Source organism: Arthrobacter sp. S39, from assembly GCF_004320525.1.
Classification (GTDB): Bacteria; Actinomycetota; Actinomycetes; order Actinomycetales; family Micrococcaceae; genus Arthrobacter.
The window spans coordinates 18236-44915 of the sequence record NZ_SIHX01000020.1 but is presented as its reverse complement, the minus strand read 5'-3'; the positions used below and the strand labels follow the sequence as shown (position 1 = coordinate 44915).

Here is a 26680-nt window from a genome sequence, read left to right as displayed (position 1 = left end):
GCTGGGCCGACAAAGGCTGGCTCGAACGCCCCTCCTTCCGGATGTTCGGCGCCCCCTACACCGGCTACCTCTCCCTGCTCTTCCTGGCCAGCGTCCTGGTCATGGTCTTCATCGACTCACCCCTGACCATGCTCGTCACCGCCATCGCCTGCGCCCTCATGGTCCTCGGCTGGTACGCCTGCCGCAAACGGATCCGCGAAATCGCCGAAACCCGCGACGGCTACACCGGCACAGCCCCCGTCATCGCCAACCCACCCGCCGAAAGCTTCAAGAAGTAGCGCCGCGCCGGCCTGCCGGCAGAGACGCACGACGGCGGCACCTGAGGTTCTGTACACACGGAACCCAAGGTGCCGCCGTCGTAATTAATTGCGTTGACCGTCCCGCGGCGCGGGCGTACTTTACGAATAACCGGGCCCACCGAAGTGCCCGGTTAATGGCTGCCAACCGGCAGCCTCGTTGTCACTATGCACGCCACGGCAGAGCGTGCGGCCAGGCCGTACGAGGCTGCCGTGGTGCACCGGTCTTCACCATCACATCGGGTCATGGCCAGCTGGCGGGGCGTTGTGCCCGAACACCTGAGCGTCAGAAGCTTGGAGTTCAACATGAACAGCAGCACTTTTCAGTCTCTGCAGGAAAAAGTACGCGGCAACCTCATCGCGGCGGACCACCCGGGGTACGAAACAGCCCGGAGCGTATACAACGGCATGATCGACAAACGTCCCGCCGCCATCCTGCAGGTGTCCCAAGTGGCGGACGTGATAGCGGCCGTGAACTTCGCCCGCGATGAAGGACTGGACGTCGCCCTTCGCGGCGGCGGCCACAGCGCGCCCGGCTTCGGCACGTGCGACGGCGGCCTGGTTATTGACTTCGTTAATCGCCGGGGCGTGCGGGTGGATCCCTCCACCGCGACGGCGCGGGCCGAAACGGGTGCCACATGGGCGGACTTCAACCACGCAACCAACGCGTTCGGCTTGGCCACGACGGGCGGCATCATCGGCTCCACCGGCGTGGCCGGCCTGACACTGGGCGGCGGAATCGGCTACCTCTCACGGAAATACGGCCTGTCCTGCGACAATCTGAAGTCCGCGGACGTGGTCACCGCGGACGGCAAATTCCGTGTTGCCAGTGCCACGGAGAATGACGATCTGTTCTGGGCCCTCCGCGGCGGAACCGGCAACTTCGGCGTAGTCACGTCCCTGGAATTCAACCTCCACCCGGTGGACGTCATCTACGGCGGCGTCATCATCTACCTGCTCGAACATGCTGAAGCGGTGGGCGAGCTGTACCGCGAAAAAATCGCCACGGGACCGGAGGAGTTCGGCGTCTTCCTCGGAGTCCACCAAGGGCCGGTGGTCCCGTTCCTGCCGGAGGAATTCCAGGGCCGGCCGGTGGTCGTCCTGGTGGGCGGCTGGACCGGCCCGCATGACGAAGGCGAGCGGCAATGGCAGCCGTTCCTGGACGTCGCGCCGGTGGCCGGATCATTCCTGGGACCCCTGCCCTACCCGGTCCTGAACACGCTCTTTGACGACTCATTGCCCAAGGGACTCCAGGCCTATTGGAAGGCCGAGTTCCTTCCCGCCCTCAGCGACGAGGTCATAAAAGTGGCCAAGCACTTCGGCCAGTGGATCCCCAGCGACCAGACGGCGAACCATTTCTACCCCATCAACGGCGCAGTCCAGCGTGTGCCGAAGGATGCCACCGCATTCCCGTACCGCGATGCCGATTTCGCCGCCGTGATTGCAGGGATGTGGGAGGACCCGGCGGACAACGATGCCAACGTGGGCTGGGTGCGCGACTATGCTGCCGGGCTCCATCCGCACAGCGCCGGCGGCGCCTACATCAACTTCATGGACGCCGATGACCAGTCCCGGATCACGGATAACTACGCCGGCAACTACGCCCGGCTGGCCGGCATCAAGGCGAAATACGATCCTGGCAACCTGTTCCACATTAACCAGAACATCAAACCGGCGGGCTGAACCTCACTGCCGTTCCTGTCATGCAACGCTCCCGCAACCCTCCGCGGCGGGCGGATCGCCTATGCTCAGCACAGCGCATCATCACGCGGCTCTGCGAAAGTTCAACGAGCAGTTCAACGACGAACCACCCGGGAGACACGGCATGACCAACTGGCGGATCAGGGATTTCCACTCGGCGGACCTGGACGGGATCCTGCACCTCTGGGAATCCCTCAAGGCCACGAACGTGGAACCGGTCTACGCACTCTCCGAGGTGCTGGCGTCGTGCGAAAAGGACCACGCCGTGGTGGCCGTCCAGGGCGACATGGTGGTGGGCGCCGCCGTCGGACGCGCCGCCCACGACCAGGGCTGGATCGTTTTCCTGGCAACCCTGCCGGAGTACCGCGGCCGGGGGATCGGCACCTCGCTGCTCGCCGCCGTCGAAAACCGGATGGCCCCGCATGGGCTCAACAAACTCTCCGCACTGATGCCCGAGTCCGAAACCCGGGTGGAGGCGTTCCTCAGCCGCGGCTTCGCGCTCAAGAAGAACCTGCGCTACTTCGAGCGGACCATCCCCGTGCAGCGCCAGGAACTCGGCGCATTGGGCCAGCTCGGCGGCCGCATCCTCGCCCGGGACCTCTGGGAAAACGTGGCCGGCATGCGGAACGAAAAGGAACTCCTCGAGCGGCGGCTGGTGCTTCCCCTCGCCGAAGCCGACCTCGCCGATGAGTACGGCGTGGTGCCGCCGCGCGCCGTTGTGCTCTTTGGTCCTCCTGGAACGGGCAAGACCACGTTTGCGAAGGCGATCGCGTCCAGGCTCGAGTGGCCGTTCGTGGAGGTGTTCCCGTCCCGGCTGGCCTCCGATCCCAAGGGCCTCGCCGGCGCGCTGCGCGAGACATTCCTGGAGATCGCCGAGCTGGAGCACGCCGTGGTGTTCATCGACGAGGTGGAAGAGATCGCCTCCCAGCGGTCGGGCGAGCCGCCGTCGCCGCTGCAGGGCGTGACGAACGAGCTCCTGAAGATCATTCCGGCGTTCCGCGAACAGCCCGGCCGGCTGCTCGTGTGTGCCACCAACTTCATCCGCGCGCTGGACACCGCCTTCCTGCGCCACGGCCGGTTCGACTACGTCATCCCCATCGGCCTGCCCGACCGCCAGGCCCGCGAAGCCATGTGGCAGCGCTTCATCCCGGCCACGGTCGTGGACGATGTGGACGTGGAGCTCCTGGTGGAACGGACCGAGGGCTTCTCCCCCGCAGACATTGAGTACGCCGCCCGCAGCGCCTCCCAGCGGGCGCTGGAAAAGGCAGTGTACGACGACGGCGGCGCGGCTTCCGGAGGCAGTGTTTCCGTCCGCGAGGCGGTCCGGAAGGGGCCCTCCACGCAGGACTACCTGGACGCTATCGGGGAAACCCGGACCACCGTCAGTGTTGAGGTCCACCAGCAGTTCCTCGAGGACATCGACGCGCTGGGCCGGGTCTAGGCCCCGGCCCAACGCGCACCACCGGCGCGAACGTACAGTTGCGGCCCTTGGACTGGCAACCTAAAAGATTCTTGGAAATTTTTTCGGAGGGTGCGGCTGGGGACCTTAAATGTCACACCCCCTCACGATGATGGAGGTATGGAAAGCGGAGAAGGGGTGGATTCGGTGGACGCCATGGTGGCTGCCATGGCTGCGCTTGCGGTGTTGGTGGAACGCAGCGAGGGCGGTTCTGATGCCACGAGTTCGAATCCTTTGCGTGATCAGGCAGATGCGTGCCTGGACGGTCTTGAACTAACGGCCCGACTGGACGCCATGCTTGCGGCCAGGAAGGTGCACTTCGCCGCCGGGTACGCCGCCAAGTCCGCGGCCTTGGCCCCGCCGGCGCAGAGCCCGGGCCAGCACACCGCCCAGGAAATGGGCGTGGTGGCCGAGGTCGCGTGCGCCATGACGGTGAGTGAAGGAACCGCCTCAGCGTTCCTGGCCCAGTCGTGCGAACTGACCACCAACCTCCCGTTGACCGTGGAGGCACTGGAGAAGGGGTCCATGTCGTGGCAGCACGCCAGGGCGATGGTAGATGAGACGGCCAGCCTGAACCATGAGGGCGCGGCGGCGTTGGAGGCGCATTTCCTGGACCCTAACGCTCCGGACGCTGCGAGGAGGTGCCCGGCCGGGGACATGGTTCCGTCCCGATTCCGGGCCAAAGCGCGAGCGTGGCGGGAACGGCATCATCCGGAAAGTATCGAGAAGCGCCACGCCAGGGGCTTCCTGGACCGGCGGTTAGAGTACGCTCCGGACCGGGACGGCATGGCTTGGCTTTCGGCGTACCTGCCAGCGGATCAGGCAGCGGGGATCTGGAACCGCACTACCGCCGCCGCCCGGGCATTGCAGGGCCCTGCCGAGGACCGGACGCTGCCCCAGCTCCGCGCCGACGTCGTGGCCAAACTACTCCTCAGCGCCGGCTTCATGCTGGGCAGCACGGCGGATCGCACCACAGACGCGGCCGCCAACAAGTCCAACGACGGCACCATCACCGGTTTCAGCGACGGAACTACCGCCAGTGCCAACGATGGCGGGGCCAGCAACGTTCCGGCAGTGGATGCGACCGCCGGCAATGTCGATGCCGGCCGAGTGCCCTACCCAACGGCGCAGGTCCTCGTGACCGTGCCAATCTTCTCGCTGATGGGGCTCACCGATGAACCCGCCGACCTCGATGGCTACGGTCCGATCCCTGCGTCCATGGCCCGGAAGCTCGTGGCAGACGGGGCGTCCTCATTCCGCAGGGTCCTCATCGACCCCCGCGACGGCGCGCCACTGGGGATCGGAAGGGAGAACTACCGGATCCCCGCCGCAATGCGCCAATGGCTGCGCATGCGGGACGGCAGATGTTCGTTCCCCGGCTGCAACAACCAATCTTTGGACAACGACGCCGACCACATCCTGGCTTGGGCCGACGGCGGCACCACCGGCATCACCAACCTCGAGTCACTGTGCCGCAAACACCACCGGCTGAAACACACCACCGCGTGGACCCCCACCGGCGCCGGCATTCATAAACCACCAGGCTGGACCTCACCCACCGGCCGGGACTATCCAAGCGAACACCACGACTGGGAACCGCCCCAATGGCCAACCCAAATCCTGGAAGAGCTCAGATGTAAGGGGCATGGCGCTGTCCTGTCCAACTGGCCGCCCGGAGACGATGAGTTGGAAGACCGCCCGCCAACAGACACCTTGTCAGAGGTCCTCCCGCCGGAGGACACCCCGCGAGCAGAGCTCGCGCCGGACGATCCATCGCGGGAGTGCGCCTGGCTGAGGCACGCCCTCGAAGAATTGGAACGGCTGCCACAGCTGTCAGTTACTGACTTCCTCTGGCTAGTTGAGCAGCCGTTCCCCCGCCGCTCGGCACGTTAACACCCGTCCAGTGGCATTCATAAGCCGCTGCGTCATGCAACATTGCACGCTGGAGCCGGAACCTCGCCGACGGTACGTTTGAACTATGTCCTCAAACCCCCTTCGGCATGCCTTCGCCCGCATGGGCGGCCGGGATCCGCATGAGAAGCACCGTGCGGCCACGCCCCTGGAGCTGTTCTTCGACCTGACCTTTGTCATTGCCTTCGGCGTGGCCGGCAGCCAGTTCGCCCACGAGATCGCCGAAGCCCACTTCGGCGCCGGACTGCTGGGATTCTCCTTCGCAATGTTCGCGGTGATCTGGGCCTGGATCAACTTCACCTGGTTTGCCAGCGCCTACGACACCGACGACTGGGTGTTCCGCGTGGTCACCATGGTCCAAATAGTCGGCGTCCTGATCCTGGCGATGGGTATTGAGCCCATGTTTCACTCAATCGTTGAAGGACACCACGTCGACAACCGTGTGATTGTCGGCGGCTATGTGCTCATGCGCCTGGCCCTGGTGACGCAGTGGGTGCGGGCGTCCAGGCAGGACCCTGCCCGCCGCGACACCTGCCTGCGCTACGCGAAATACCTGGCCGTGGTTCAGCTTGGCTGGATCGTGGTGCTGATCATCGAGACCGATGTAGCCACCACGTTCCTCATGACAGTGCCTTTGATAGTGCTGGAGATGGCCACGCCCTACGCCGCCGAACGCAAGGCCAGGACGCCATGGCACGCGCACCACATCGCCGAGCGCTACGGCCTCCTGGCCATCATCGCGTTGGGCGAGTGCCTCATCGGCGCCATCGAAACCCTCCGCGCCATCGTGGCCCACCATGGCTGGAGCGTCGATGCGGCGCTGGTGGGATTCAGCGGCACTGCCCTGGCGTTCGGTATGTGGTGGATCTACTTCATGCTTCCTGCGGGGCGCGCGCTGCACCTGCGCCGGCACCGGTCATACCTCTTCGGTTACGGGCACATCCCCATCTTCGCGGCCATCGCGGCCACCGGCGCCGGACTGCACGTGGCCGCCTACTACATCGACCACGAGGCACACATCAGCGGAGCAATCGCCGTGGCCAGCATTGCCGTCCCAGTCGCGTTGTTCAAAGTCTCGCTGACGTGGCTTTACAGCGTGATGGTCGGCGCTGACCGCACCATTATCACCGTGGCCGCAGGGGTGCTGGTGGCACTGGCCGGATCAATCGGCCTGGCGGCAGCCGGTGCCTCCATGCCCGTGTGCCTGCTGGTCATCGTGCTGGCCCTCGCCGTTTCGATCATCATCGATGAGCGCCGCGGCGCAGAACGGCTGCATCAGGCACTAGAAAAACTTGAGGCAGGGACTACCGCTCCGCGTCCCTAGCGCTGTCTGCGGACTCCGGGGTCCCGACCTGCTCGGCCACCGGGGCAGGCTCGGCCGCCGGGGCGTCGTCGTAGGCCAGGTTCTCGTAGTCGGTGTCATCCTCGTCATCCAGCCTGTCGTCCAGCTCCTCCAGCAGCCACGGGTTTACCCGCGCCAGGATCTTGCGGATTTCCTCCACCTCGACGGCGGCATAAAGTACCGGACGGGCATCGCGGTACTTGGTGACCGGCGGCTTGTCCGGCCACTTCTCCGCCAGCGCCTTGACGCGCTCGGGCAGTGAATTGTGGGCGTTGTCCGCGATCTTGACCAGCGCGGCGTCGTGGTCCTCGGCGATTTCCAGGATTCCGGAGGCGTAGTCGTCAGGATTCTCGTGGAGCCGGTTGGTGACCCGCTCGATGATCCCCACGGCACGTTCGGAGACGCCCATGTCCAGCAGCGCCTGCCGGGTGATGGGAGTGTCCTCCGCAATGTCATGCAGGTACCCGGCGATCCGGATGTCGTCGTCGAAATCCGCCAGCGCATCCCCCACCGCGATCACGTGGTCCCGGTACGGCCGCTTGAGCTTGTCCTTCTGGCGGTTGTGGGCCACCTCGGCCAGGACCTTGGCGGTCTCAACGGTGAATCTGGGTGCGGGGCTGTGCGCCGTGGAGTGCTGGTCTGACATCCCTCAAGCCTACGCGCCGGGCCGCAGGTGTACGTTCGCGCCGGGACTACTCCGTGTGGCCCCAAAGCGCTTTGCGCAGCAGCGCCTTGAGGGTGGCCACCTCGGCTGCTTCGAGGCCGTCCAGCGCCTCCGTCTCGGCGCGGGCGGCTGCCTCGGATGCCCTCGCGTGAAGTTTGGCACCAGCAGGCGTTGCGGTCACGGTTTTCGCCCGGCGGTCCTGCTTGCCGGGCGCCCGGACCACGAGGCCGCGCTTTTCGAGCTCATCCACCAGGGCGACGATCTGGCTGGGATCCAGGCTGAGGAAGTCGGCGAGCTCACGCTGGGTCGGCTCCAGGCCGCTGTTGGCGAGGATCAGCACCGAGTACGAGCGCTCCTTGAGATCGAACTCGGCCAGGGCCTGGTTGTTCAGGACAGATCCGGCGGCATGCAGTTTGGCCAGGAGGAACCCCACGTCGTTGGTGATCGGGGCAGCCACCAGCTTCTCAGTGCCGGCAAGCTTTTCGCCCCGTGTTTCGATCGTCATGGCCCGCTCCAGATAGTTCCCAAAATAAATCATTGACATTTACAACAATCCATATTCTCATGGATACAGAACAGCATCCCATGCCGGACGGCGGGATGCACGGTCAGCTAGCAAAGGAGCAGCGATGAGCCTGTCAGGCAAAGTAGCAATCGTCACAGGGAGTGGGCGGGGCCTGGGCCTTGCCTACGCCCGGGAACTCGCCCGCCAGGGTGCCGCCGTCGTCATCAACGATGTGGACGCGGACGTCGCAGCGGAGGCCGTCCGCACCATTGAGGCCGACGGCGGACGTGCGGTTTCCGTCGTCGCCCCCGTCGGGAGCACGGAAGTCGCCAGGCAGCTCGTGCAGACGGCGGTCTCCGAGTTCGGCCGGCTGGACATCCTCGTCACCAACGCCGGGATCCTGCGCGACAAGTCCCTGCTGAAGATGACCGACGAAGACTTCGACCTGGTCATCAACGTCCATCTGAAGGGCACCTTCACCTGCGTCCGGGAAGCGTTCGGCTACTTCAAGGAAAACAACATCCCGGGCCGGATCATCACCATCGGCTCCCCCACCGGCCAGCGCGGCAACTTCGGCCAGACCAACTACGCCGCCGCCAAGGCCGGAATTGTGGGCATGGTCCGCACCTGGGCCCTGGAAATGAAGAAGGCCGGCGTCACCGTCAACACCGTGATCCCCGTCGCGGCGACCGCGATGACCAAGACCGTCCCGTACTTCCAGAAGGCCGTCGAGGCGGACGAACGCGGCGAGGCAATGCCGTCCTTCTTCCGCCACGATCTCGGTTTCGGAACGGCCGACGACGTCTCCGGACTCGTTGCCTTCCTCGCCTCCGACGAGGCCGCCGGGATCACCGGCCAGGCCATCGGCGCCGGCGGTGACCGGCTCCAACTCTGGACCCACCCCGAGGCCGCAGCCACCGAATACCGTGACGGAGGCTGGAGCTACACCGACCTGATCGATAGCTTTGGCGCCCTGTTCGGCGACAAACTCCAAAGCGTTGGCGAGGAATTCCTCCCCCTGCCCGAGGAACTCAAGCCCGAACCGGCCCAGGCCCGCTGACCATGGCCTCAAAACGTTATGAACTGGGCATCAATGCCGCCGCGCTGGACGCGATCGACATGCATGTCCACCTCGAGGTGGACAGCTGTGGGCACGGCTCCCTGCCGCCGACCCTCACCGAGGCTTCCGCGAAGTATTTCAAGTCCGAGGACCGCACGCCGTCCCTGGACCGCATCGCCGAGGTCTACCGCGGACTGAACATGGCCGCCGTCGTCTTCACCGTCGACGCGCGGACGCAGCTCAAGCACGAACCCAACAGCATCCCGGAACTGATCGCGGGGGCCGCCCGGAACAACGATGTGCTGATCCCGTTCGGCAGCGTGGACCCGCGAACCGGAACCGACGCGATCCAGGGTGCCAAGCACCAGGCCATCGATCTCGGCGCCCGCGGCTTCAAATTCCACCCCTCCCTGCAGGGCTTCGACCCCTCCAACGAACAGTTCTACCCGCTCTGGGAAACCCTCCAGGAACTCTGCCTGCCCGCCATTTTCCACACCGGACAGAACGGCATGGGAGCCGGACTGCCCGGCGGCTACGGCATCAAGCTGGCCTATTCCAACCCGCTGCTGCTGGACGCCGTTGCCGCCGACTTCCCCGAACTGCAGATCATCATGGCCCACCCGTCCGTGCCGTGGCAGGACGAAGCGAACTCCATCGCCACCCACAAAGCCAACGTGTTCATCGATCTCTCCGGCTGGTCCCCCAAATACTTCCCGGAATCCCTGGTGAAGGCGTCCAACTCCTACCTGCAGGACAAGGTCCTCTTCGGCACCGATTTCCCCCTCATCACCCCGCAAAAATGGCTCAGTGCGTTCGCGGACCTGCCGCTCAAGGACGAGGTCCGGCCCAAAATCCTCAAAGCCAACGCCGTCCGCCTGCTCGGGCTGGGCGGCTGAGATGGGCGCCACCATGATTGAGCAGACCCCTACTGCCGAAAAGACCCGGCTTTACGGCGTCTGCGACTACTACGACGCCGAGTCCCTGCTCACGGAGGACGAGCGCGGCGTGCTGGGACGGCTGCGGAGCTTTCTGGACCGGGAAGCTCAGCCGCTGCTGGCCGATTACTGGGAACGGGGCGAGTTCCCTGCCCAGCTCGCCCAACCGCTGATCGGCCTGGACCTGATGGAACCCGCTGAACTGACCGGCGGCGCCGGCTCAGACAACAGCCAGGCCAGGGGCATCTACCAGGGCTTCCGGATCTTCGAGCTGGCCCGCACTGACGCGTCGCTGGCCACCTGGTACACGTCCCAGGCCGGGCTGTTCCGCACCGCCATCCGGGTGGGAGCCTCACCGGAGCAGCAGGCCGAGTGGATGCCCAAGGTCATCGACTTCTCGCTGAAGGGCGTCTTTTCCCTGACCGAACCGGACTCCGGATCGGACATCGCGGGCGGACTCGCCACCACGGCACGGCGGATCAGAACCGAAGCCGGTGACGAATGGATCCTGGACGGCGCCAAGCGCTGGATCGGCGGCGCCGCGAGCGCCGATGTGCTGGCAGTCTTTGCGCGGGACCTGGAAGACGGCCACGTGAAGGCGTTCCTGGTGGAGCGGGAGGCGCAGGGCGTCACGCTGGAGAAGATCCACGGCAAAACGTCGCTGCGGATGATGCAGAACGCCCACATCACCCTCGACGGCGTCCGCGTGCCGGAGTCCATGCGCCTGCACAACGTGAACTCGTTCCGGGACGTCGCGGCGATGCTCCGGGCCATGCGCTCTGACGTCGCGTGGATCGCGACCGGCCTGCAGGCTGGCGCGTTCGAGGCGGCGCTCCGCTACGTCACCGGCCGCCAGCAGTTCGGCCGCCCCCTGGGCTCCTTCCAGCTGGTCCAGGAAAAACTCGCCCGCATGCTCGGCAACGTCACGGCTTCCCTGTCCCTGGTGGTCCGGCTGACCGAACAGCAGGCCAAAGGCATCTACCGCGACCAGGACTCTGCCCTGGCCAAGATGCAGACCTGCCTGCTCATGCGCGAAACCGTGGCCCTCGCCCGCGAAGTGGTGGGCGGCAACGGCATCACCCTGGAGACCGACGTCGCCAGGTTCCATGCCGACGCCGAGGCCGTCTACTCCTACGAGGGCACCCACGACATCAACGCCCTCATCATCGGCCGCGCCCTCACGGGCGAAAGCGCCTTCACCCGCTAACTCACCAACACCAACCAGGAGGCAAAGATGCCCAATCTCGTCGTCGATTTCGACAAACTGCTCACCCTCGCCGGCACCGACCTCGGGGTCACCGAATACATCGAAATCACCCAGGAACAGATCAACAAATTCGCCGACGCCACCGGCGATGACCAGTGGATCCACGTGGACCCCGAACGAGCCAAGGACGGCCCGTTCGGCGCACCCATCGCCCACGGCTTCCTCACCCTTTCGCTGATCATCCCGTTCTGGGGCGAGCTGTTCGACGTGGACGGCGTGACCGCGAAGGTCAACTACGGCCTGGACAAGGTCCGCTTCACCTCGCCGGTGAAGGTGGGCTCGCGGATCCGCATGCAGGCCACCATCGCCGAAGTCACCGAGGTCAAGGGCGGCGCCCAGATCAAGGTGGCCAACACCATCGAAATCGAAGGCCAGGAACGCCCCGCCGTCGTCGCAGAATTCCTCGCCCGCTTCTACAAGTAAGTCACTTCTGCCCTTATTTCTCTGTTCAAAGGAACAACCATGTCCGGAGTTACACAGCTTCAAGGTATGGGCACCGCCGAGCGTCGCAAGGAAGCACGCACGGTCATCGCCTCCAGTTACCTGGGCAGCACCATCGAGTACTACGACTTCCTCCTCTACGCCACCGCGGCAGCCGTGGTTTTCCCCAAGGTCTTCTTCAGCGGAATGGATGACTGGGTGGGGGTGGTGGCCGCTTACGGTACGTTCGCCGCCGGCTATGTGGCACGCCCGCTTGGCGGCATCATCTTCGGCCATTTCGGTGACAGGCTGGGCCGCAAGAGCATGCTCATCATCTCCATGCTGGTCATGGGCATCGCCTCCACCCTGATCGGCGTGGTCCCGGACGCCTCCGTGGCCGGGCCGTGGGGTGCCGTGCTGCTGGTGATCCTCCGCGTTTTCCAGGGCATCGCCGTGGGCGGTGAATGGGGCGGCGCCGCACTGATGGCGCTGGAACATTCCGAATCGGGCAAGCGCGGCTTCGCGGCTTCCTTCGTCAACGCCGGTGCCCCTACCGGCGCAGTCCTGGGCACCCTGATCATGGGCGCGTTCTCGGCCCTGCCGAACGACCAGTTCCTCACCTGGGGCTGGCGGGTGCCGTTCCTGCTCTCCTTCGTGCTGTTGGGCGTGGGCATGTTCGTCCGCCTCAAGGTCTCCGAAAGCCCCATCTTCAAGGCCGCCCTCGAACAGGAGAAGGCCGAACGGGAGCTTGCAGAGCAGGAGGCCCTGAAGCAGGGACTGGCCACCAAACGGGACATCCCGCTACTTCAGGTGCTGCGCCGGCCCAGGACGCTGGTCTTCACCATGCTGGCCGGAGCCGCCGGCTTCGGGCTGCAAGTGGTCATGGCAACGTTCTCGGTCACGTTCGCAGTCTCCAAGGGCGCGGACCGGCAGGGCGTACTGTACGCCTTTGCCGCGGCGTCGGCCCTGTCCATCGTGTTCGTCATCCTGGGCGGGCGGCTGTCCGACAGGCTCGGCCGGCGCCCCGTCATGATCGGCGGCCTGGTGGTGTTCGTCATCTACCTGGTGCCGATGTTCCAGCTGCTGTCCTCCAACAACATCATGCTGATCTTCGTGGCGTTTGCCATAGGCCTGATGATCCACTCCACGCTTTTTGGTCCGTTGGCGGCTTTCGTGTCCGAGCAGTTCGGCACCACGTCCCGCTACACCGGCGCATCCCTCGGCTACCAGCTGGCGACCCTTCTGGGCGCGGGTTTCACTCCGGGAATCGTGGCCCAGATCTTCAAGGACTCCGGCCAGGACACCGCGTCGGTGGTGACCTACCTGGCCACCATGTCCGTGGTGTCCATTGTGTTCATCCTGCTCACCCGGGAGCCCAAGAACAACGACCTCCTCACGGTTAAGTCCTGATCCGCTGCCTGCAATATCGGACTAACCTCACAAGTAGAAAGGATTCGCCGTGGAAAACTTTGGCATCGGCTCGTGGCTGCAGCGTCGCCGCCCCAAGTCCGGCAATAAGACCGCCCTCATCAGCGGGGGCCGGGAACTGAGCTATGAAGAGTTCGCGGACCGGAGTGTCCGGCTGGCCAGCGCGCTGCGGGACCGCGGCGTCGCCAAGGGGGACACCGTGGCCTACCTCGGCGAGAACCATCCGTCGTTCCTCGAGACACTCTTCGCCTGCGGCTTGCTGGGCGCCGTCTTTGTCCCCCTCAACACCCGCCTGGCACCGCCGGAGATCCAGTTCCAGCTTCAGGACTGTGGGGCTCTGACGCTTATCCACGCCGGGAGCCTGGCCGGCCTCGCCGCCAGCGGCGCGGCGGGCACCGGCGTGGTCCGGCGCATTGCGGTGGCTGACTCCGCCGAGGGCGCCCTGGCCGCTGACGGCGAGGGCACTGACGGCGAGGGCACGGAGGGACCGGGCACGACGGCGGTCGAGGACTTCGAGGCGGTGCTCGCCTCCGGCCCGGCTGACTTCGTTGACGAGGCCGTGAGCCTCGACGACGCTGCCATGATCCTCTACACCTCAGGCACCACCGGGCAGCCCAAGGGAGCCCTGCTCACCCATGGAAACATCGTATGGAACTGCCTGAACGTCATCGTGGACTTCGATTTCGCCTCCACGGACGTCGCCCTGATGATCTCGCCGATGTTCCATGTGGCCTCCCTGGACATGGGGGTGCTGCCCACGCTCCTGAAGGGCGGAACGGTCATCCTGGAACCCAAGTTCGATCCCCGGAGGACCCTGGATCTGATCGAAAAGCACCAGGCCACCACCATCAGCGGCGTTCCCACCACCTACCAGATGCTGTGCGAGCACCCGGCGTGGGAGGGTACGGACCTGAGCTCCCTGAACAAGCTCACGTGCGGCGGCTCGGCCGTCCCCCTGCGGGTCCTGGAGGCGTACGAACAGCGCGGTCTGCGCTTCTCGAACGGCTACGGCATGACCGAAACCGCTCCCGGCGCCACCACCCTTCCCGCGGACCGGTCACGCGAAAAGGCCGGCTCATCAGGCCTGCCGCACTTCTTCACCGACGTGCGCATCGCGGACTTTGACGGCAGCACGGCACCAACGGGAACAGTGGGCGAAATCCAGATCAAGGGCCCCAACGTCATCCCCCGGTACTGGAACCGGCCCGACGCCACCGCCGGGTCCTACGACGCCGGTGGCTGGTTCAAATCCGGCGACATGGGCTACAAGGATGGGGACGGGTTTGTGTTCGTCTCCGACCGGCTCAAGGACATGATCATCTCCGGCGGCGAAAACATCTACCCCGCCGAGGTGGAGCAGGCCATCACGGAGCTCGAGGCAGTCGGCAGCGTGGCAGTGATCGGTGTCCCGGATGAGAAATGGGGCGAGGTGCCGCGCGCCGTGGTCCTGCTCCGGGAGGGTGCGCAGCTCAGCGAGGAACAGTTGAGGGCGCATCTGGAAGGACGGCTGGCCCGCTACAAGATCCCCAAGTCCGTGGTCTTCGTCGACGAAATGCCGCGGACAGCGAGCGGGAAAATCCGGAAGGCCGACCTGCGGAAGCTCACCTCAGGACAGCCCGCCCAGGCCTGAGCCGGGCCAGACCCAGGCTTCCCGGGGGAGGCTGTCCGGCCGGAACGCTCGAAGCGCCTGCTCCAGCGTTCCGGCCGGCAGCCCTAGGGACTCCAACAAGTGGTCCCGAACGCCGGCAACGGATACCCCGGCGAGCGCGAGGTCGCCCAGCGTCACTGCGCCGTCTCGCTTGGCCAGCCGGACGCCGTCGGAATTAACCACCAACGGAACGTGGACATATTCCGGAACGGGCATATGCAGGAGCGACGCAAGATATGCCTGCCGCGGTGTGGACGGCAGGAGGTCGTCCCCGCGGACCACCTGGTCGATGCCCTGGGCGGCGTCATCCACCACCACTGCCAGGTTGTACGCCGTCACACCGTCGTTGCGGCGGAGGACAAAGTCGTCCACAACGCCTGTGAACCCGCCGTGGAGAACGTCGCTTACGGTGTATTCCGTGACTCCGGACCGGAGCCGCACGGCGGCAGGCCTTATGGATCGTTTGAACTCCACCTCTGCTGGATCGAGGTTCCGGCATGTTCCCGGATAGGCGCCTTGGGGTGCGTGCGGAGCCGACGGCGCCTCCTGGATCTCCCGGCGGGTACAGAAGCATTCATAGGTCAGGTCTGCGTCAGTCAGCTGGCTGACCGCTGCGGCATAGCCGGCACCGCGGTCCGTCTGCCGTACGACGGCGCCGTCCCAGGTCACGCCGATCGCCGCAAGGTCGCGGAGCTGCCCGGCCTCCGCCCCGGCGCGGGCGCGGTCCAGGTCCTCGACCCGCATCAGGAAATCCCGCCCCGTGGACCGGGCGAACAGCCAGGCGAGCATTGCCGTGCGGAGGTTGCCTACGTGCAGTTCACCGGAAGGGCTGGGGGCAAAGCGGCCGGCGGAAGTCATGGATCAACCCTATGCCGGACAACACAAGAGCCCCTCAGCTACCGACGACTTCGCAGGATCCGACGTCGGGGGCTCAGGGGCTCTTGCCGTGTTTGCTTCAATGACCGAGGTGTGAACAAGCGTCAATCAGCGGCGGCCTCCTTGCGGGAGGCGGTGTCCAGTTGCCGGGTGGTGTGCCGGGAGCCTGTAGCCTGCGGGGATCGGCGGTAGCCTCTGCCCTTGTTGCCACAATTTGAACAGAAGCCATACAGTTGGCACAACCGGCAGGCGGTTCGCTAGTCAGTCTGACTAATACCCGCCACCTGAACCGACAGGAACTGATCAGATTGCAGCAATTGGATGCCACCGATAGGCGGATCCTCACCGCCCTGGACGAGGACCCGCGGGTTCCCATCATGGTCCTGGCCCAGCGGCTGGGCCTGGCGCGCGGGACGGTACAGTCGCGCCTGGAGCGGATGACGGCGTCGGGAGCCCTCCGCCCCAACAGCAGCCGGGTGCTCCCGTCAGCCCTGGGGAGGGGCGTGGCGGCAGCCGTGAGCGCGGAACTGGACCAGAGCCACCTCAATGAAGCCATCGCTGCCCTCCGTGAAATTCCCGAGGTCCTGGAATGCCACGCCCCTGCCGGTGACACCGACCTGCTGATCCGGGTGGTGGCCACCAGCCCCGACGATCTCTACCGGGTCTCCGAGGAAATCCGGCTGTGCCCGGGAATCGTGCGCACCTCCACCAGCATGTTCCTGCGCGAGGTCATCCCGTACCGGACCACCGGACTGTTGTTGGACTGACGGGACCGTTCCGCGCCGGACGCCCCGCCCTGCACGGGGAGCTCTCCCCATCGCCCTCCCGGGTCCAACGCAGCTAGGCTGGCACGGGAATCCATTCAGGGGGAAACATGGCGGGGAACTTTTACGGCAGCGACGTGGCCCAGCTGCGGCAGCTCGCCAAGGACATGGCAGGCGGCGCCAACAGGTTGACCCTGATCGGCCAGCAGCTCAACGGTGCCATCAGCACCGGCGCCTGGAAAGGGCACGACGCCGAGCGGTTCCGCAGCGACTGGACGTCATCGCATCTGAAACTGCTGAAGTCCGCGACGGCGGGGCTGGAGACGGCATCCAAGGCGCTTCTCGCCAACGCCGACGAGCAGGAAAGAGCCAGCAACAGTGGCGGCGGTTCGGGCGGCAGCGGTCCAGGCGGCAGCGGCAACGGCTCGGCAGAAGGCGCAGCCCAGGACCTGACCGACCGGCTTAACGGCATGACCGCCGACGAACGCCAGGAATATCTCGGCAGCGACGAATTCAGGCAGTGGGCCCTGGACAACCCTGAAGGCGCGAAAGCCGCCATGGACGCCGCCGCCGACTCCGGCCTGATCGACAAGAGCTCCCAGGAATACGCGGATTTCCTGAGCTCCTATTGGAACAACCAGGCCATGCTGGACATGGGCATCGACCCCGCCAGCTGGGACACGTCCAAGGGCACGGAACACAACTGGGAGACCATCAAGAAGGTCTACGACTTCTACGGCCAGGCCTACCTGTCCAACCCGGACCTGCAGTGGGCCGGGATGGCCAACATGATCGGCCCGTCCTTCGCGGGCGGATTCAAGGACATGGCCATGCTGCGGGACCTCGCCCAGCAGATCGCGGACAATCCGGCCTCGGACGTTCCGCTGCCCATCCTTGACCAGATCGAACAGCTCGCCGGGATGACCGACGAGGAGATCCGCTTCTACGAGACCAGCATGCTGGACATGAACAAAGAGATCTTCCTCGACCAGGCACGCCAGCACCAGGCCTACATGGACGGCGGAATCGACGAGATCAACCGGCTGCGGGACTCGGGTGCCATCGACACCGGCACCGCCGAGGAGTGGGCCAAGATCGATTCCGGCGACCCCGACCTGATCCGGGAGGGCAACACCGCCCTCCTGTACCGCGAGCAGAACGAGATCATCGCGGACGACTACGACAACATGCGCAACCACCCCGGCGGGGAAGCGGTGACCTACCTCGTGACCCTGGCCGGCGAGCCGTCCATCCCCGGCGCGAAGAGCTACCCGGAGGTCTTCCCGTACACCTTCAGTGTGGAGAGCCCCGGGCCGGAAAACGTACCGTTCACCAACTGGGACAACCCCACGCAGTTCCGCACCGACTTCACCACCGGCTTCCCGGACGGGAACATCTCCAACGCCGACCAGCGCTGGGAACTCATCCGGCAGGACACCCTCCCGGCGTACCAGGACCTCCTGGCGACGGATCCCGCACGGGCTGAGCAGATCATCGCCTCCGACTTCGACGACCGAGTGGACCAGTACAGGCCAACCAACAACATCCCCGGCATCATGGACCGCTTTGTGGATGGCTTCGGCGCGGAGGTGCACCAGTGACGTCCCCACTCATAACCGCACGCCCGCCCCTGAGGCGGCAGGCCGCCGTCGTACTTCTTGCCCTGTCCGCTTGCCTCGGTCTGGCCGGCTGCCAGATGAACGGCACCCCCACCGAACCGACCTCTCAAGGGAGCACCATGAGCACCTCGGAATTCTCCACCCTCGACGCGGCCGGAGTGGCTGCCATCCGGGAATCCAAGACAGCCAGACTGGACATGAGTTCGGGACGCCTGGAAAAGGCTGCCGTACGGGTCACGGAAGACAGTTACGGGCCTGAGATCAACACCCGGGACTCTGGAAAGATCAAGCTCACCATCGTTGCCCCGAGCGGGGAGATCAGTGGTGAGACGGACCGGATCCGCCTGAACACCACCGAGAAGCGCCCGGACTTCAGCGAGCTTACCTATTTCCTGACCGCGGACTCCCCCGACGAATACTTTGCGCTCATTCGGGACGGTGTGGAGCGGTACGGGATCGACGGCGACTCCGCCGAACGCTGGATCGCCGGCGCCCAGCGGGACCCGGAATGTAAGAGCGATTTTTCCATCACGTCCGGCACCTCCACGGGCCTGGACGTCAACTACGACCTCCGGTACGACGGTGCCAAAGACACCCAGGTGATCATCGTCCATGTCAGACCGGCAGCCTGAGTGAACGCAGATCGGCTAAACCGGCGGGCCGGCGTTGGACTTCAGGTTCTTCATCACCAGGGTGGACGTCAGCCGCTCAACACCCGGCAATGACGTGAGCTCGGCGTCGTAAAAGCGCTGGTACGCCGGCAGGTCCTCGGCAATGACTTTCAGCAGGTAGTCCGGTGAACCGAACAGCCGCTGCGCCTCCACGATGTTGGGGTTGTCCGCCACCCGGTTCTCGAAAATCTCCATGGTGGGGCGGTCCACCTGGCGCAGCGTCACGAACACAATCGCCTCAAACCCCAGCCCCACGGCCGCCGGATCTATGTCCGCTTTGTAGCCGCGGATCACGCCTGAGGACTCCAAATCGCGCAGCCGCCGGTGGCACGGCGCGACGGTCAGGCCCACCTTTGCGGCGAGGGCCGTGGCAGTCATCCTGCCGTCCTCCTTGAGGTAACGCAAAATATTTCTGTCGATATGGTCAATCACGCAATAACCTTACCGAACCGGCTCCCTCACGCGCGAAATAGGGGAGCACTTTTGGCATCAAAGTTCATAGGGTTTGTCCTGTAGCCATCTGACAGGAGTAGCCCGTGAACGCCCAGCTGTTTTTCGCCTTTATCGTGGTGGCTGTCGCCCTCGCCTGCACACCCGGCGTGGACTGGGCATACTCCATCACCGCGGGCCTGCGGCAACGCAGCTTTGTGCCGGCAGTAGCCGGACTCTGCGGCGGTTACGTCCTGCACACCGTCCTGATGGTGGCCGGACTGGCGGCCCTGCTGGCTGGCATGCCCGGTGTGCTCGGCTGGATCACGGTGGCGGGCGCCGGCTACCTCCTGTGGCTCGGCATCAGCACGCTCCGCTCGTGGCGCGGCGCCTCCTTCAGTGCGGCAGACGCCGTCGGAACGCCCGCCGCCAACCAGCTCCGGACATTCCTGCAGGGAATGGGCACCAGCGGCATCAACCCCAAGGGCCTTCTGTTCTACGTGGCCCTGGTGCCTCAGTTCGTCAGCCCCGAAGCTTCGCTACCCGTACCCGTGCAGTCAGGGCTGCTGGGCCTGACGTTTGTGCTGCTCGCCGGCATTGTCTACACCTGCGTGGCGCTCCTTGCCCGCAAACTCCTGCAGTCCCGCCCGGGTGCAGCACGGAAGGTGACGCTCGCCAGCGGTGTGATCATGGTGGCGCTGGGCGTGGCGCTCCTGTCTGAACAGCTGATCCCGCTGTTCGTCTGAGGAAACCGCATCCGGCGCGGCCCCGGAACGCTACGGGCGGCGCTCCATGAACCATTCAGTGAACTCCGAGGCCCGCCCGTCGGGAGCCAGCCGGATGATCCACAGGTTGTCATAGCTGGGCCTGTCCCCCAGGTAGTGCGTGTACCCCTGCACAAAGGCCAGGTCGCCGTCGGTTGCCACGAGCGTCCACTCGAATGTCCACTCGTCAGGCTCATCGCGGGCAGCCAGCCAGCGTTCCACGATCTGGTCGCGCCCGGTCCACGGATCCCTGTCGTGCGGGCGGGTGGCGTAGACGGCGTCCTCGGTGAACAGCGCCCGGATGTCGTCGGGCCCGTTGCTTGTCCATGCGCTGATGTACTTTTCCATCCAGGACCGGACTGCGTCGCTCATTTCTCCGTTGTACTCCCGCGCGGATCGCCCCACAAGGGCGCCGCCGCGGAAAAGCTTATTCGCCGTCGAGTTTCTCCCACTCCTGTTCCCACAGCCGGCGCTCCTCCACATCCTTGCGGATGACTTCGAAGGTTTCGAGCTCAGCCGGCCTGCCGCGCAGCCAGTCCCGCGGATTGAGGGATTTCATGCCGTTGTCCAGCAGCAGGAAGGCACGGTCGGTCATGGCGTCGTTGCGCAGCATCATGTCGGTCTTCCGACGGCGAAGGACTTCCCCCAGGGTCTCCTCGGACTTGGCCCGGGCACCCAGCCGCCGAAGCGAGCGGGCACGTATCAGCAACAGCGCGGCGGACAGGTCATCGGAGTTGAGCAGTCCCTCCGTCCAGATCACCACCTGTTTGTCCCGGCCCAAGGCAAACGCCGCGGAACAGCGTGCCAGGGCAGCAGGCAGCGACGGCGGCAGCTGGGCAGCGGTCTGCAGCGCGGCTTCCAGCTGGCCCGTTTCCCGCAGGCAGTGCGCGAGTGCCAGGAATACTGCCTCCTCGCTGAACAGCACGGGGACCTCGACGCGTTCGGCGACTTCGACCCGGGTGACCACCCGGGCAAGATAAACGGTGGCGTACTGGTTGGCGTCGTCGCCGTTCCTGATGGACAGCCCGCGCTGCAGGAGCTCGGAGGCGCGCAGGTAGCCGCCGTGCTTATAGGCCAGCAGCCCGGCCATCAGGTAGCAGACTCCGGCCCACGTGGGATAGGTGCGGGCCAGCGCGATAAGCCGCTCCGGTTGCCTGGCCCCGAAGATGGCTTCGTGGACGGCCTTCACCGTCTTTCCGGACAACATTTTGAGCCTGGGAATGTTGCCGTCAACAGAAAGGAACGCCTGGTTCCGGACGCCCAGGACGCTCTGCAGGATCCCGCCGACGCCGTCAGCCAGTTCACGGACCGCCGTACGCAACTGCACGGGTCCGAACGGCGTCAGGTCCCGGTTATCCCGGTAGATCGGTGTTAAAGCATCCCCCGCGGTCATTTCTCCATGCTAGCCGGGAGCTGTGGCCGGCCGGGAAACCAGGCGGCAACCGTCAGGAGGTGGCCACGGAAACCCAGAGCCCGATCACCCACGTGCTCGCCGCCAGGCAGGCCAGCCCGAACTCCACCAGCATGCCCAGCCCGGTGGCCTTCAGCGCGGCCCAGCTGGTGGACGTTGCCGTGCCGAAGTTCCGCGTGCGCAGCAGTTCGCTGAGCAGCAGACCGGCGGCGAAGCCCACAAACAGGCCCACCACGGGAATGATGAACATGCCGGCCACGCCGGCCACCAGGCCGATCACCACGCTCCGGCTAGGGATGCGGTGTTCCTTGAGCTTGCGGCCGGTCAGCACGGCACTCGCCGCCATTCCTGCCAGCACAAAGACCAGGCCAATTCCGAATACCACCCAGCCCGCGGTTCCCGCCCCGCCCCAGATGGCCCACGCCAGGAGGCTAAGCCCGATCAGGATGCTGCCGGGAAGGACCGGGATGATGGTGCCGGCCACGCCCACCAGGATCGCCAGGCCGCACAGGATGGTCACCACGGTTTCGGAGTTCATGCCCCTCAGTTTAGGGCGGCAAAAGGGGCACACGCCGCCGGCGTGTGCCCCTCCTGTTGCTAGCTAGCTTTCGTAGCCGCCGTCGCCGTACCAGACGGAGTAGTGCGAAATGCCCTTGCCTGAGGTGTGGGTGAGGGTCACCGAGTCCACACCGGGAGAGTAATACGTGATCTCGGCACCGAGGCCCTGGTTGGCAGAGCCTGCCTTGACGCACACGGCAGTGATCACCATGCCGTCCGGGGCGTCAAGCACGATACTGGTGACGTCGCCGCTGACGTCGATCTTGCCGGAATCGCCATCGGGACAGATCTGCCCGACGGGTGGGGCAGCCGTGGCGGGCAGCGACCCGCCGAGCAATGCCATAAGAGCGACGGCGCCCGCAGCTAGTACTTTCTTCATGTCCATTCTCCTTCTCGCGTTATCCATGAGAACGGCCCCGTACCTTGCCCCAGCGCTATAGTCAGGATCCGGTTAAGCCGGGCTACGGGCTGTTCACAGTCGCGATCCGAAGGATCCGGATCATGGGTTGTGAATTTCTACTCCATTTCGTCCACCGCCCAGCAGCAACAAACCGCACCCCCAAAAGCGGTGGGCGAAAGCCTGTTTGCTGGTCCAAGGCTAGACAAAAGCACACCCCGCACACCCGAGTAATCGGTACTCGACTTATGAGTACTCGAATACTTGTGCCGCTTCGAGTCAACGGCATTCGATTACTTGTTTTGCACTTAACTTAACGCGACACGGCGGTGCCTCCCGCGTATGGGAGGCACCGCCGTCGGGCGTTATTGCAGGTTCTGGCTGCGGAGGTTACTCCGCTTCCACTGCCGCGGCGACAGCTGCGGTCACTGCGGGGGCCACGCGCGGGTCCAGCGGGCTGGGCACGATGTAGTCCGCCGACAGGTCATCTTCGGCCAGTTCCGCGATGGCGCGCGCGGCGGCGATCTTCATGGCGGGCGTGATCCGGCGGGCGCCGGCGTCCAGCGCGCCGCGGAAGATTCCGGGGAACGCGAGCACGTTGTTGATCTGGTTGGGGAAGTCGCTGCGGCCGGTGGCCACCACTGCGGCGTACTTGGCGGCAACCTCGGGCAGCACTTCGGGGTCCGGGTTGGAGAGCGCGAACACGATGGAATCGGCGTTCATCAGCTTCAGGTGCTCTTCGTCGAGCTTGGAGGAGGAGACGCCCACAAAGACGTCGGCGCCCAGCAGTGCGTCGCCGGGGCCGCCGTTGATGCCGCGCGGGTTGGTGCGCTGCGCGAGCTGGGCCTTCTTGCTGGCCGGATCGGCGGCGATGTCCGCACGGTCGCGGTTGATGACGCCCTTGGAGTCGAGCAGGACCACGTCCTGGATGCCGGCGGCGAGGAAGATTTCGGCGACGGCGATGCCGGCGGCTCCTGCGCCGGAGACCACTACGCGGAGGCTTTCCAGTTCCCGGCCGGTTACCTTGGCGGCGTTGGTCAGCGCGGCGAGGGCCACCACGGCGGTGCCGTGCTGGTCATCGTGCATGACCGGGCAGTCCAGCGCCTCGATGAGCTTTTCTTCGAGTTCGAAGCAGCGGGGTGCGGAGATGTCCTCGAGGTTGACGGCGCCGAAGCTGGGGCGCAGCCGGACGAGCGTCTCGACGATCTCGTCCACGTTGGTGGTGTTCAGGACCAGCGGGATGGAATCGAGGTCGCCGAACGTCTTGAACAGCGCGGACTTGCCCTCCATGACCGGAAGGGAAGCGCTGGCGCCGATGTTGCCCAGGCCCAGCACCGCGGTGCCGTCGCTGACCACAACCACCAGGCGCTGGGCCCAGGTGAGGGTCTTGGCCAGTTCCGGATTGGCGTGGATGGCGCGGCTGACCTCAGCCACACCGGGCGTGTAGGCGATCGAAAGGTCGCGCTTGTTGGACAGGGGGACGGTGCTGGTGATCGAGAGCTTGCCGCCCTGGTGGGCGTCGAAGATCTCCGCTTCGGTCAGGGCCGTTGCTGCGGAATTGTCGGTGGTTGCGATTGCGTCAATGGACACGTCGTTGTCTCCTGGGGCTAGCCGTGGGCGCACGGCGCAGAAAGGCTCAAGCACATGGAGGCTCAAGGTGGTGGATTCGGCGCTTCGCGGGCCCAAGGGTGGCGGGCCCGGGGTGAAGCCCTTGCAGGTGCGGGTTGCCAGCCACTCCGGTTCTGCAATGGTAAACAGGCTCAGCCGGTCGAAATTGCCGTGGGACCCTGTCGAAGACATGACAAAACGATTCTTCAGCTTTAGTTGTGACCCGGATCACGCCAATAAGGCTGATTTAAGCCCGCATTGGTCTAGACCGGTTACGCGGATTTGTGCACTGAATGCGACCCGGAGGAGGCAGGAACCACCAGTGAGCACGCCTTCTTCAGGTCTTCTTCGGCTTCGAAGAGGGACAAACGCCGGTTCCGGACGGACTGGACCAGACCAGTGACCGTCAGCAGCAGGACCCGGGCCGCGGTGTCGTTACTGGCGCCAGCCACAGCTTCCTGGCTCAGCGCGTCAATCTCCCGCAACAGCACTGTGGTGTCCCGGTCCTTGAGGTACACGCCGCGTGCGAGGCACTGCTCCACCGCCGGCTGCATCACGCGCATGTGGAAGATCTCCATCACCACACCGGACACGGCACGGCCACGGAATCGGGCCGACGCGCTGCGGGCCCCTCCTTGCAGTTCATCCAGCTGCTGGCGGTACAAGGCGAGCATCAGATGGGTGGGGGACGGGAAATACCGGTAGAGCGTGCCCAGCGGCACATCTGCTTTGGCTGCGACCTCGGACAACTCCACCGAGTCCAGCCCTTTCCGGGCGAACCCGCCGGCGGCTTCCAGGATCCTGGCGTAACGCAGTTTCTGGCGCGGGGCAGAGGGCCTTGCGGCCATGGGCGGATGGTCTGAAATGGTATCGGTCATCAGGATTCCGGGGTTGTGTTCCGATGGTGCATCAGCAGGGCGTCCCCATCCCGTGCCGCCTGCAGTCCGCTTCAACTATACGTCACGCTTTCGTGGCGTATTTAGTCAACTCCTTTGATTTTGACGACGAAGACGGCGCCGAGAAGACCGATCACGGCGGCCGTGACGAACAGCGTGAGGTACCCGCCGAAGTACGTCACGGCAAGGAAGGCGAGCACCGGGGCGAACACCTGCGGAAGGGAGTTCGCAACGTTGATGATGCCCATGTCCTTGCCCCTGTCGGCGGCCTCCGGAAGGACCTGGGTCAGCAGCGCAAAGTCAACGGCAAGGTAGGCGCCGAACCCCACGCCCAGGATCCCGGCGCCCACGAGCGCGCCCGTCCAGACCGGGAAGAAGGCCATGGTCAGGCCCGCCGCGGCAATGATGGCGGAGGAGCCGATCACAAACGGCTTCCGCCGGCCCAGCCGGTCGCTCCACGGCCCTGCCAGCACCGCAGTGATCATCACCATCACCGCGTAGATGCCGGTCAGGGTCAGGACCCCCAGCGCCGGGTCGTCGTGCTTGAGGACGTCCCGGAGGAAAAAGAGCAGGTACACGATGGTCATCTGGTTGCAGACATTGACCAGGAATCGGGTGAGCCAGGCCCACGCGAAGTCCGGGTGGCTCACGGGGCTGATCCAGAAACTCCGGACAAATTCGCCCAGCCGGAACGGAACCTTTTCCGACGTCGGCAGCCGGGGATCATTGCGGTGGAACAGATACGGCAGGACCGCGACTATGAGCGCCGCGGCGCACAGGGCGTACCCCACCATGTAGTTGCCGCTGACCACGGCGCCAAACACAGCACCGATCAGGATTCCCACCGTCTGGCCCATGGCAGCCAGACCGCCCACGCCGCCACGCTGCAGGACAGGGACACGGTCCGGGACAGCAGCCGTGATGGCGGCGTAGGCGGCGTTTGCCCCCAGCTGCACCAGGCACCAGAACAGCACCATCAGGGCTATCGTCGTGGCGCCCGACAGCGCCAGAAGCGCAGCCGTTGCCAGGATTGCCCCGGCCAGGACCCACGGTGACCGGCGGCCGAAGCGTGAGGTGGTGCGGTCGGAGAGGGCGCCAAACAAGGGGTTGGCCACCAGGGACACGGCGGCGCCGCAGCCGGTCACGAGGGACAGGATGGCTTCCTTGTTGGCCTCGTCAATGCCGATGGCCTGCTGGCCGATAAAGACGTTGATGGGCCCGAAAAAGGCGGCGTTGATACCAACGTTGACCAGCACCAACCCGGTGACCCAGCGGGCGGTGACCTTTGTTGTCGGCTCGGCGAGCGCCGCCGTCGTGCCGTCCGCTGCAGCGCCGGGATCCGGCGGTGCGGGTGTGTTGGACAGGCTCATGGCTGGTTCCCCCTGGAACGGTTGGCGATTCAGAAAATCAGACTATCGTGGGCATCATCGCCCCGCTTGTCATACGGCAAACTGCCTGCCGATACGCCGGAAACCCCGAGGAGAACGCATGACAACAGCTGCAGGAAACCCGTCCAGCCAGGCCATCAACACGGCCGATCTCTACGACGAGCGCGGAGAGGAACTAGCCTCGATTTCGCTCCAGTTCCAGTCGCTCGGCGGCCGCTCACACTTCAGCGGGCAGGTGCGGACCATCCGCTGCTTCCAGGACAACGCCCTGGTGAAGTCGACCCTGGCAACCCCCGGGCACGGCCACGTGCTGGTGGTGGACGGCGGGGGTTCGCTGTCCACGGCGCTGATGGGGGACATGATCGCCGAAAGCGCCGTGGCGAACGGCTGGGCCGGCGTCGTGATTAATGGGGCCATCCGGGACCGGGAGGCAATCTCCCAGCTGGACCTTGGTGTCAAGGCATTGGGCAGCAACCCGCGCAAGAGCGCGAAGGACGGCGTGGGCGAGGTTGATGTGGACGTGGTGATTGACGGCGTGGCCATCCGGACCGGGGCCACGATCTGGTGCGATCCGGACGGCATCCTCGTGGAGCAATAACACCCTCCCGGCACATCACTGCAAAAGAAATCTATGGCCCAGGGAATGAAACGGGACGTAACATA

Annotated in this window: 26 protein-coding genes and 1 pseudogene; 16 read left to right on the top strand and 11 right to left on the bottom strand. The window is 65.4% G+C overall.

What is annotated here, in order from left to right; translation table 11 throughout:
* The 5 genes and pseudogenes from EYS21_RS22235 to EYS21_RS22215 all read left to right on the top strand — a co-directional run.
* A pseudogene (locus EYS21_RS22235) lies at positions 1-278 on the top strand (L-asparagine permease); the annotation flags it as partial.
* A 324-nt stretch (positions 279-602) separates the two neighbouring features.
* Positions 603-1979, top strand: coding sequence for an FAD-binding oxidoreductase (locus EYS21_RS22230; protein ID WP_131135419.1), 1377 nt, complete (start codon positions 603-605; stop codon positions 1977-1979).
* Between the two features lie 142 nt (positions 1980-2121).
* Positions 2122-3438 (top strand): GNAT family N-acetyltransferase, encoded by a 1317-nt coding sequence (locus EYS21_RS22225; RefSeq protein ID WP_131135418.1) that lies wholly within the window; start codon positions 2122-2124, stop codon positions 3436-3438.
* 138 nt (positions 3439-3576) lie between these two features.
* Positions 3577-5349, top strand: coding sequence for an HNH endonuclease signature motif containing protein (locus tag EYS21_RS22220; protein WP_131135417.1), 1773 nt, complete (start codon positions 3577-3579; stop codon positions 5347-5349).
* Positions 5350-5434: 85 nt separating this feature from the next.
* Positions 5435-6691 (top strand): low temperature requirement protein A, encoded by a 1257-nt coding sequence (locus tag EYS21_RS22215; protein WP_131135416.1) that lies wholly within the window; start codon positions 5435-5437, stop codon positions 6689-6691.
* On the opposite strand, the gene EYS21_RS22210 is transcribed toward EYS21_RS22215, so the two are convergent.
* Together EYS21_RS22210 and EYS21_RS22205 are read right to left on the bottom strand one after the other, a co-directional pair.
* Positions 6672-7355 (bottom strand): phosphohydrolase, encoded by a 684-nt coding sequence (locus EYS21_RS22210; protein ID WP_242633566.1) that lies wholly within the window; start codon positions 7353-7355, stop codon positions 6672-6674. The two genes, EYS21_RS22215 and EYS21_RS22210, sit on opposite strands and share 20 nt — an antisense overlap.
* A 46-nt stretch (positions 7356-7401) precedes the next feature.
* Complete coding sequence (locus tag EYS21_RS22205) at positions 7402-7878, bottom strand: MarR family transcriptional regulator (protein ID WP_131135415.1); 477 nt, start codon at positions 7876-7878, stop codon at positions 7402-7404.
* Between the two features lie 124 nt (positions 7879-8002).
* Here EYS21_RS22205 and EYS21_RS22200 point away from each other — a divergent pair, with 124 nt between their 5' ends.
* Genes EYS21_RS22200 through menE form a run of 6 tightly spaced genes read left to right on the top strand, consistent with a single transcriptional unit; the run spans position 8003 to position 14618 of the window.
* Complete coding sequence (locus EYS21_RS22200) at positions 8003-8938, top strand: SDR family oxidoreductase (protein ID WP_131135414.1); 936 nt, start codon at positions 8003-8005, stop codon at positions 8936-8938.
* A gap of 2 nt (positions 8939-8940) precedes the next feature.
* Positions 8941-9834 (top strand): amidohydrolase family protein, encoded by an 894-nt coding sequence (locus tag EYS21_RS22195; protein ID WP_131135413.1) that lies wholly within the window; start codon positions 8941-8943, stop codon positions 9832-9834.
* A 13-nt stretch (positions 9835-9847) separates the two neighbouring features.
* On the top strand, positions 9848-11080 hold the full coding sequence (locus tag EYS21_RS22190; protein ID WP_131135412.1) for an acyl-CoA dehydrogenase family protein: 1233 nt from the start codon (positions 9848-9850) through the stop codon (positions 11078-11080).
* A gap of 27 nt (positions 11081-11107) precedes the next feature.
* Complete coding sequence (locus EYS21_RS22185; RefSeq protein WP_131135411.1) at positions 11108-11563, top strand: MaoC family dehydratase; 456 nt, start codon at positions 11108-11110, stop codon at positions 11561-11563.
* 39 nt (positions 11564-11602) lie between these two features.
* The gene (locus EYS21_RS22180; protein ID WP_131135410.1) at positions 11603-12970 is read left to right on the top strand and encodes an MFS transporter; all 1368 of its coding nucleotides are present in this window, start codon (positions 11603-11605) and stop codon (positions 12968-12970) included.
* Positions 12971-13019: 49 nt separating this feature from the next.
* Positions 13020-14618: an o-succinylbenzoate--CoA ligase gene (gene menE, locus EYS21_RS22175; protein WP_131135409.1), complete on the top strand. Its 1599-nt coding sequence runs from the start codon at positions 13020-13022 to the stop codon at positions 14616-14618.
* Here the strand turns inward: menE and gluQRS are convergent.
* A complete protein-coding gene (gene gluQRS / locus EYS21_RS22170; protein ID WP_131135408.1) occupies positions 14595-15494 on the bottom strand; it encodes a tRNA glutamyl-Q(34) synthetase GluQRS in 900 nt (299 codons plus the stop codon). The genes menE and gluQRS overlap by 24 nt on opposite strands.
* 326 nt (positions 15495-15820) lie before the next feature.
* Between gluQRS and EYS21_RS22165 the strand changes: the two genes are divergently transcribed.
* The 3 genes from EYS21_RS22165 to EYS21_RS22155 all read left to right on the top strand — a co-directional run bounded on the left by EYS21_RS22165 (position 15821) and on the right by EYS21_RS22155 (position 18527).
* Entirely contained in the window at positions 15821-16279 is a 459-nt protein-coding gene (locus tag EYS21_RS22165; RefSeq protein WP_207307860.1) for an Lrp/AsnC family transcriptional regulator, read from the top strand.
* A gap of 107 nt (positions 16280-16386) precedes the next feature.
* Positions 16387-17877, top strand: a complete 1491-nt coding sequence (locus tag EYS21_RS22160; protein ID WP_131135407.1) for a WXG100 family type VII secretion target — start codon at positions 16387-16389, stop codon at positions 17875-17877.
* A gap of 137 nt (positions 17878-18014) precedes the next feature.
* Positions 18015-18527 carry a hypothetical protein gene (locus EYS21_RS22155; protein WP_347559594.1) on the top strand — a complete coding sequence of 171 codons (513 nt, stop codon included), beginning with the start codon at positions 18015-18017 and terminating at the stop codon, positions 18525-18527.
* Between the two features lie 15 nt (positions 18528-18542).
* Here EYS21_RS22155 and EYS21_RS22150 read toward each other — a convergent pair whose 3' ends face one another.
* Positions 18543-18998 (bottom strand): Lrp/AsnC family transcriptional regulator, encoded by a 456-nt coding sequence (locus EYS21_RS22150; RefSeq protein WP_131135405.1) that lies wholly within the window; start codon positions 18996-18998, stop codon positions 18543-18545.
* A 104-nt stretch (positions 18999-19102) separates the two neighbouring features.
* On the opposite strand from EYS21_RS22150, the gene EYS21_RS22145 reads away from it, so the two are divergent.
* A complete protein-coding gene (locus EYS21_RS22145) occupies positions 19103-19741 on the top strand; it encodes a LysE family translocator (protein WP_131135404.1) in 639 nt (212 codons plus the stop codon).
* A 30-nt stretch (positions 19742-19771) separates the two neighbouring features.
* Here the strand turns inward: EYS21_RS22145 and EYS21_RS22140 are convergent, their stop codons facing one another.
* The 7 genes from EYS21_RS22140 to EYS21_RS22110 form a co-directional block, all read right to left on the bottom strand.
* Entirely contained in the window at positions 19772-20131 is a 360-nt protein-coding gene (locus EYS21_RS22140; RefSeq protein WP_131135403.1) for a nuclear transport factor 2 family protein, read from the bottom strand.
* Between the two features lie 55 nt (positions 20132-20186).
* A complete protein-coding gene (locus tag EYS21_RS22135) occupies positions 20187-21152 on the bottom strand; it encodes a hypothetical protein (protein WP_131135402.1) in 966 nt (321 codons plus the stop codon).
* Between the two features lie 52 nt (positions 21153-21204).
* Positions 21205-21708 carry a DUF456 domain-containing protein gene (locus EYS21_RS22130; RefSeq protein ID WP_131135401.1) on the bottom strand — a complete coding sequence of 168 codons (504 nt, stop codon included), beginning with the start codon at positions 21706-21708 and terminating at the stop codon, positions 21205-21207.
* A gap of 63 nt (positions 21709-21771) precedes the next feature.
* On the bottom strand, positions 21772-22107 hold the full coding sequence (locus EYS21_RS22125; protein ID WP_131135400.1) for a hypothetical protein: 336 nt from the start codon (positions 22105-22107) through the stop codon (positions 21772-21774).
* Between the two features lie 408 nt (positions 22108-22515).
* Complete coding sequence (locus tag EYS21_RS22120) at positions 22516-23715, bottom strand: malic enzyme-like NAD(P)-binding protein (protein WP_131135399.1); 1200 nt, start codon at positions 23713-23715, stop codon at positions 22516-22518.
* A gap of 290 nt (positions 23716-24005) precedes the next feature.
* Entirely contained in the window at positions 24006-24611 is a 606-nt protein-coding gene (locus tag EYS21_RS22115; RefSeq protein ID WP_131135398.1) for a TetR/AcrR family transcriptional regulator, read from the bottom strand.
* Between the two features lie 101 nt (positions 24612-24712).
* Entirely contained in the window at positions 24713-25999 is a 1287-nt protein-coding gene (locus tag EYS21_RS22110; RefSeq protein WP_131135397.1) for an MFS transporter, read from the bottom strand.
* A 118-nt stretch (positions 26000-26117) separates the two neighbouring features.
* On the opposite strand from EYS21_RS22110, the gene rraA reads away from it, so the two are divergent.
* On the top strand, positions 26118-26615 hold the full coding sequence (rraA, locus tag EYS21_RS22105; protein ID WP_131135396.1) for a ribonuclease E activity regulator RraA: 498 nt from the start codon (positions 26118-26120) through the stop codon (positions 26613-26615).
* Positions 26616-26680 lie beyond the last annotated feature (65 nt).

Bases quoted from the DNA above. Each gene is read 5' to 3' on its own strand.
- EYS21_RS22210 (WP_242633566.1), bottom strand. From the start codon at position 7,355: ATGTCAGACCAGCACTCCACGGCGCACAGCCCCGCACCCAGATTCACC.
- EYS21_RS22215 (WP_131135416.1), top strand. From the start codon at position 5,435: ATGTCCTCAAACCCCCTTCGGCATGCCTTCGCCCGCATGGGCGGCCGG.
- EYS21_RS22195 (WP_131135413.1), top strand. From the start codon at position 8,941: ATGGCCTCAAAACGTTATGAACTGGGCATCAATGCCGCCGCGCTGGAC.
- EYS21_RS22155 (WP_347559594.1), top strand. From the start codon at position 18,015: ATGAGCACCTCGGAATTCTCCACCCTCGACGCGGCCGGAGTGGCTGCC.
- rraA (WP_131135396.1), top strand. From the start codon at position 26,118: ATGACAACAGCTGCAGGAAACCCGTCCAGCCAGGCCATCAACACGGCC.
- EYS21_RS22140 (WP_131135403.1), bottom strand. From the start codon at position 20,131: ATGAGCGACGCAGTCCGGTCCTGGATGGAAAAGTACATCAGCGCATGG.
- EYS21_RS22110 (WP_131135397.1), bottom strand. From the start codon at position 25,999: ATGAGCCTGTCCAACACACCCGCACCGCCGGATCCCGGCGCTGCAGCG.
- EYS21_RS22185 (WP_131135411.1), top strand. From the start codon at position 11,108: ATGCCCAATCTCGTCGTCGATTTCGACAAACTGCTCACCCTCGCCGGC.
- EYS21_RS22200 (WP_131135414.1), top strand. From the start codon at position 8,003: ATGAGCCTGTCAGGCAAAGTAGCAATCGTCACAGGGAGTGGGCGGGGC.
- gluQRS (WP_131135408.1), bottom strand. From the start codon at position 15,494: ATGACTTCCGCCGGCCGCTTTGCCCCCAGCCCTTCCGGTGAACTGCAC.
- EYS21_RS22160 (WP_131135407.1), top strand. From the start codon at position 16,387: ATGGCGGGGAACTTTTACGGCAGCGACGTGGCCCAGCTGCGGCAGCTC.
- EYS21_RS22190 (WP_131135412.1), top strand. From the start codon at position 9,848: ATGATTGAGCAGACCCCTACTGCCGAAAAGACCCGGCTTTACGGCGTC.
- EYS21_RS22220 (WP_131135417.1), top strand. From the start codon at position 3,577: ATGGAAAGCGGAGAAGGGGTGGATTCGGTGGACGCCATGGTGGCTGCC.
- EYS21_RS22125 (WP_131135400.1), bottom strand. From the start codon at position 22,107: ATGAAGAAAGTACTAGCTGCGGGCGCCGTCGCTCTTATGGCATTGCTC.
- EYS21_RS22135 (WP_131135402.1), bottom strand. From the start codon at position 21,152: ATGACCGCGGGGGATGCTTTAACACCGATCTACCGGGATAACCGGGAC.
- EYS21_RS22130 (WP_131135401.1), bottom strand. From the start codon at position 21,708: ATGAACTCCGAAACCGTGGTGACCATCCTGTGCGGCCTGGCGATCCTG.
- EYS21_RS22230 (WP_131135419.1), top strand. From the start codon at position 603: ATGAACAGCAGCACTTTTCAGTCTCTGCAGGAAAAAGTACGCGGCAAC.
- EYS21_RS22115 (WP_131135398.1), bottom strand. From the start codon at position 24,611: ATGACCGATACCATTTCAGACCATCCGCCCATGGCCGCAAGGCCCTCT.
- EYS21_RS22225 (WP_131135418.1), top strand. From the start codon at position 2,122: ATGACCAACTGGCGGATCAGGGATTTCCACTCGGCGGACCTGGACGGG.
- EYS21_RS22180 (WP_131135410.1), top strand. From the start codon at position 11,603: ATGTCCGGAGTTACACAGCTTCAAGGTATGGGCACCGCCGAGCGTCGC.
- EYS21_RS22205 (WP_131135415.1), bottom strand. From the start codon at position 7,878: ATGACGATCGAAACACGGGGCGAAAAGCTTGCCGGCACTGAGAAGCTG.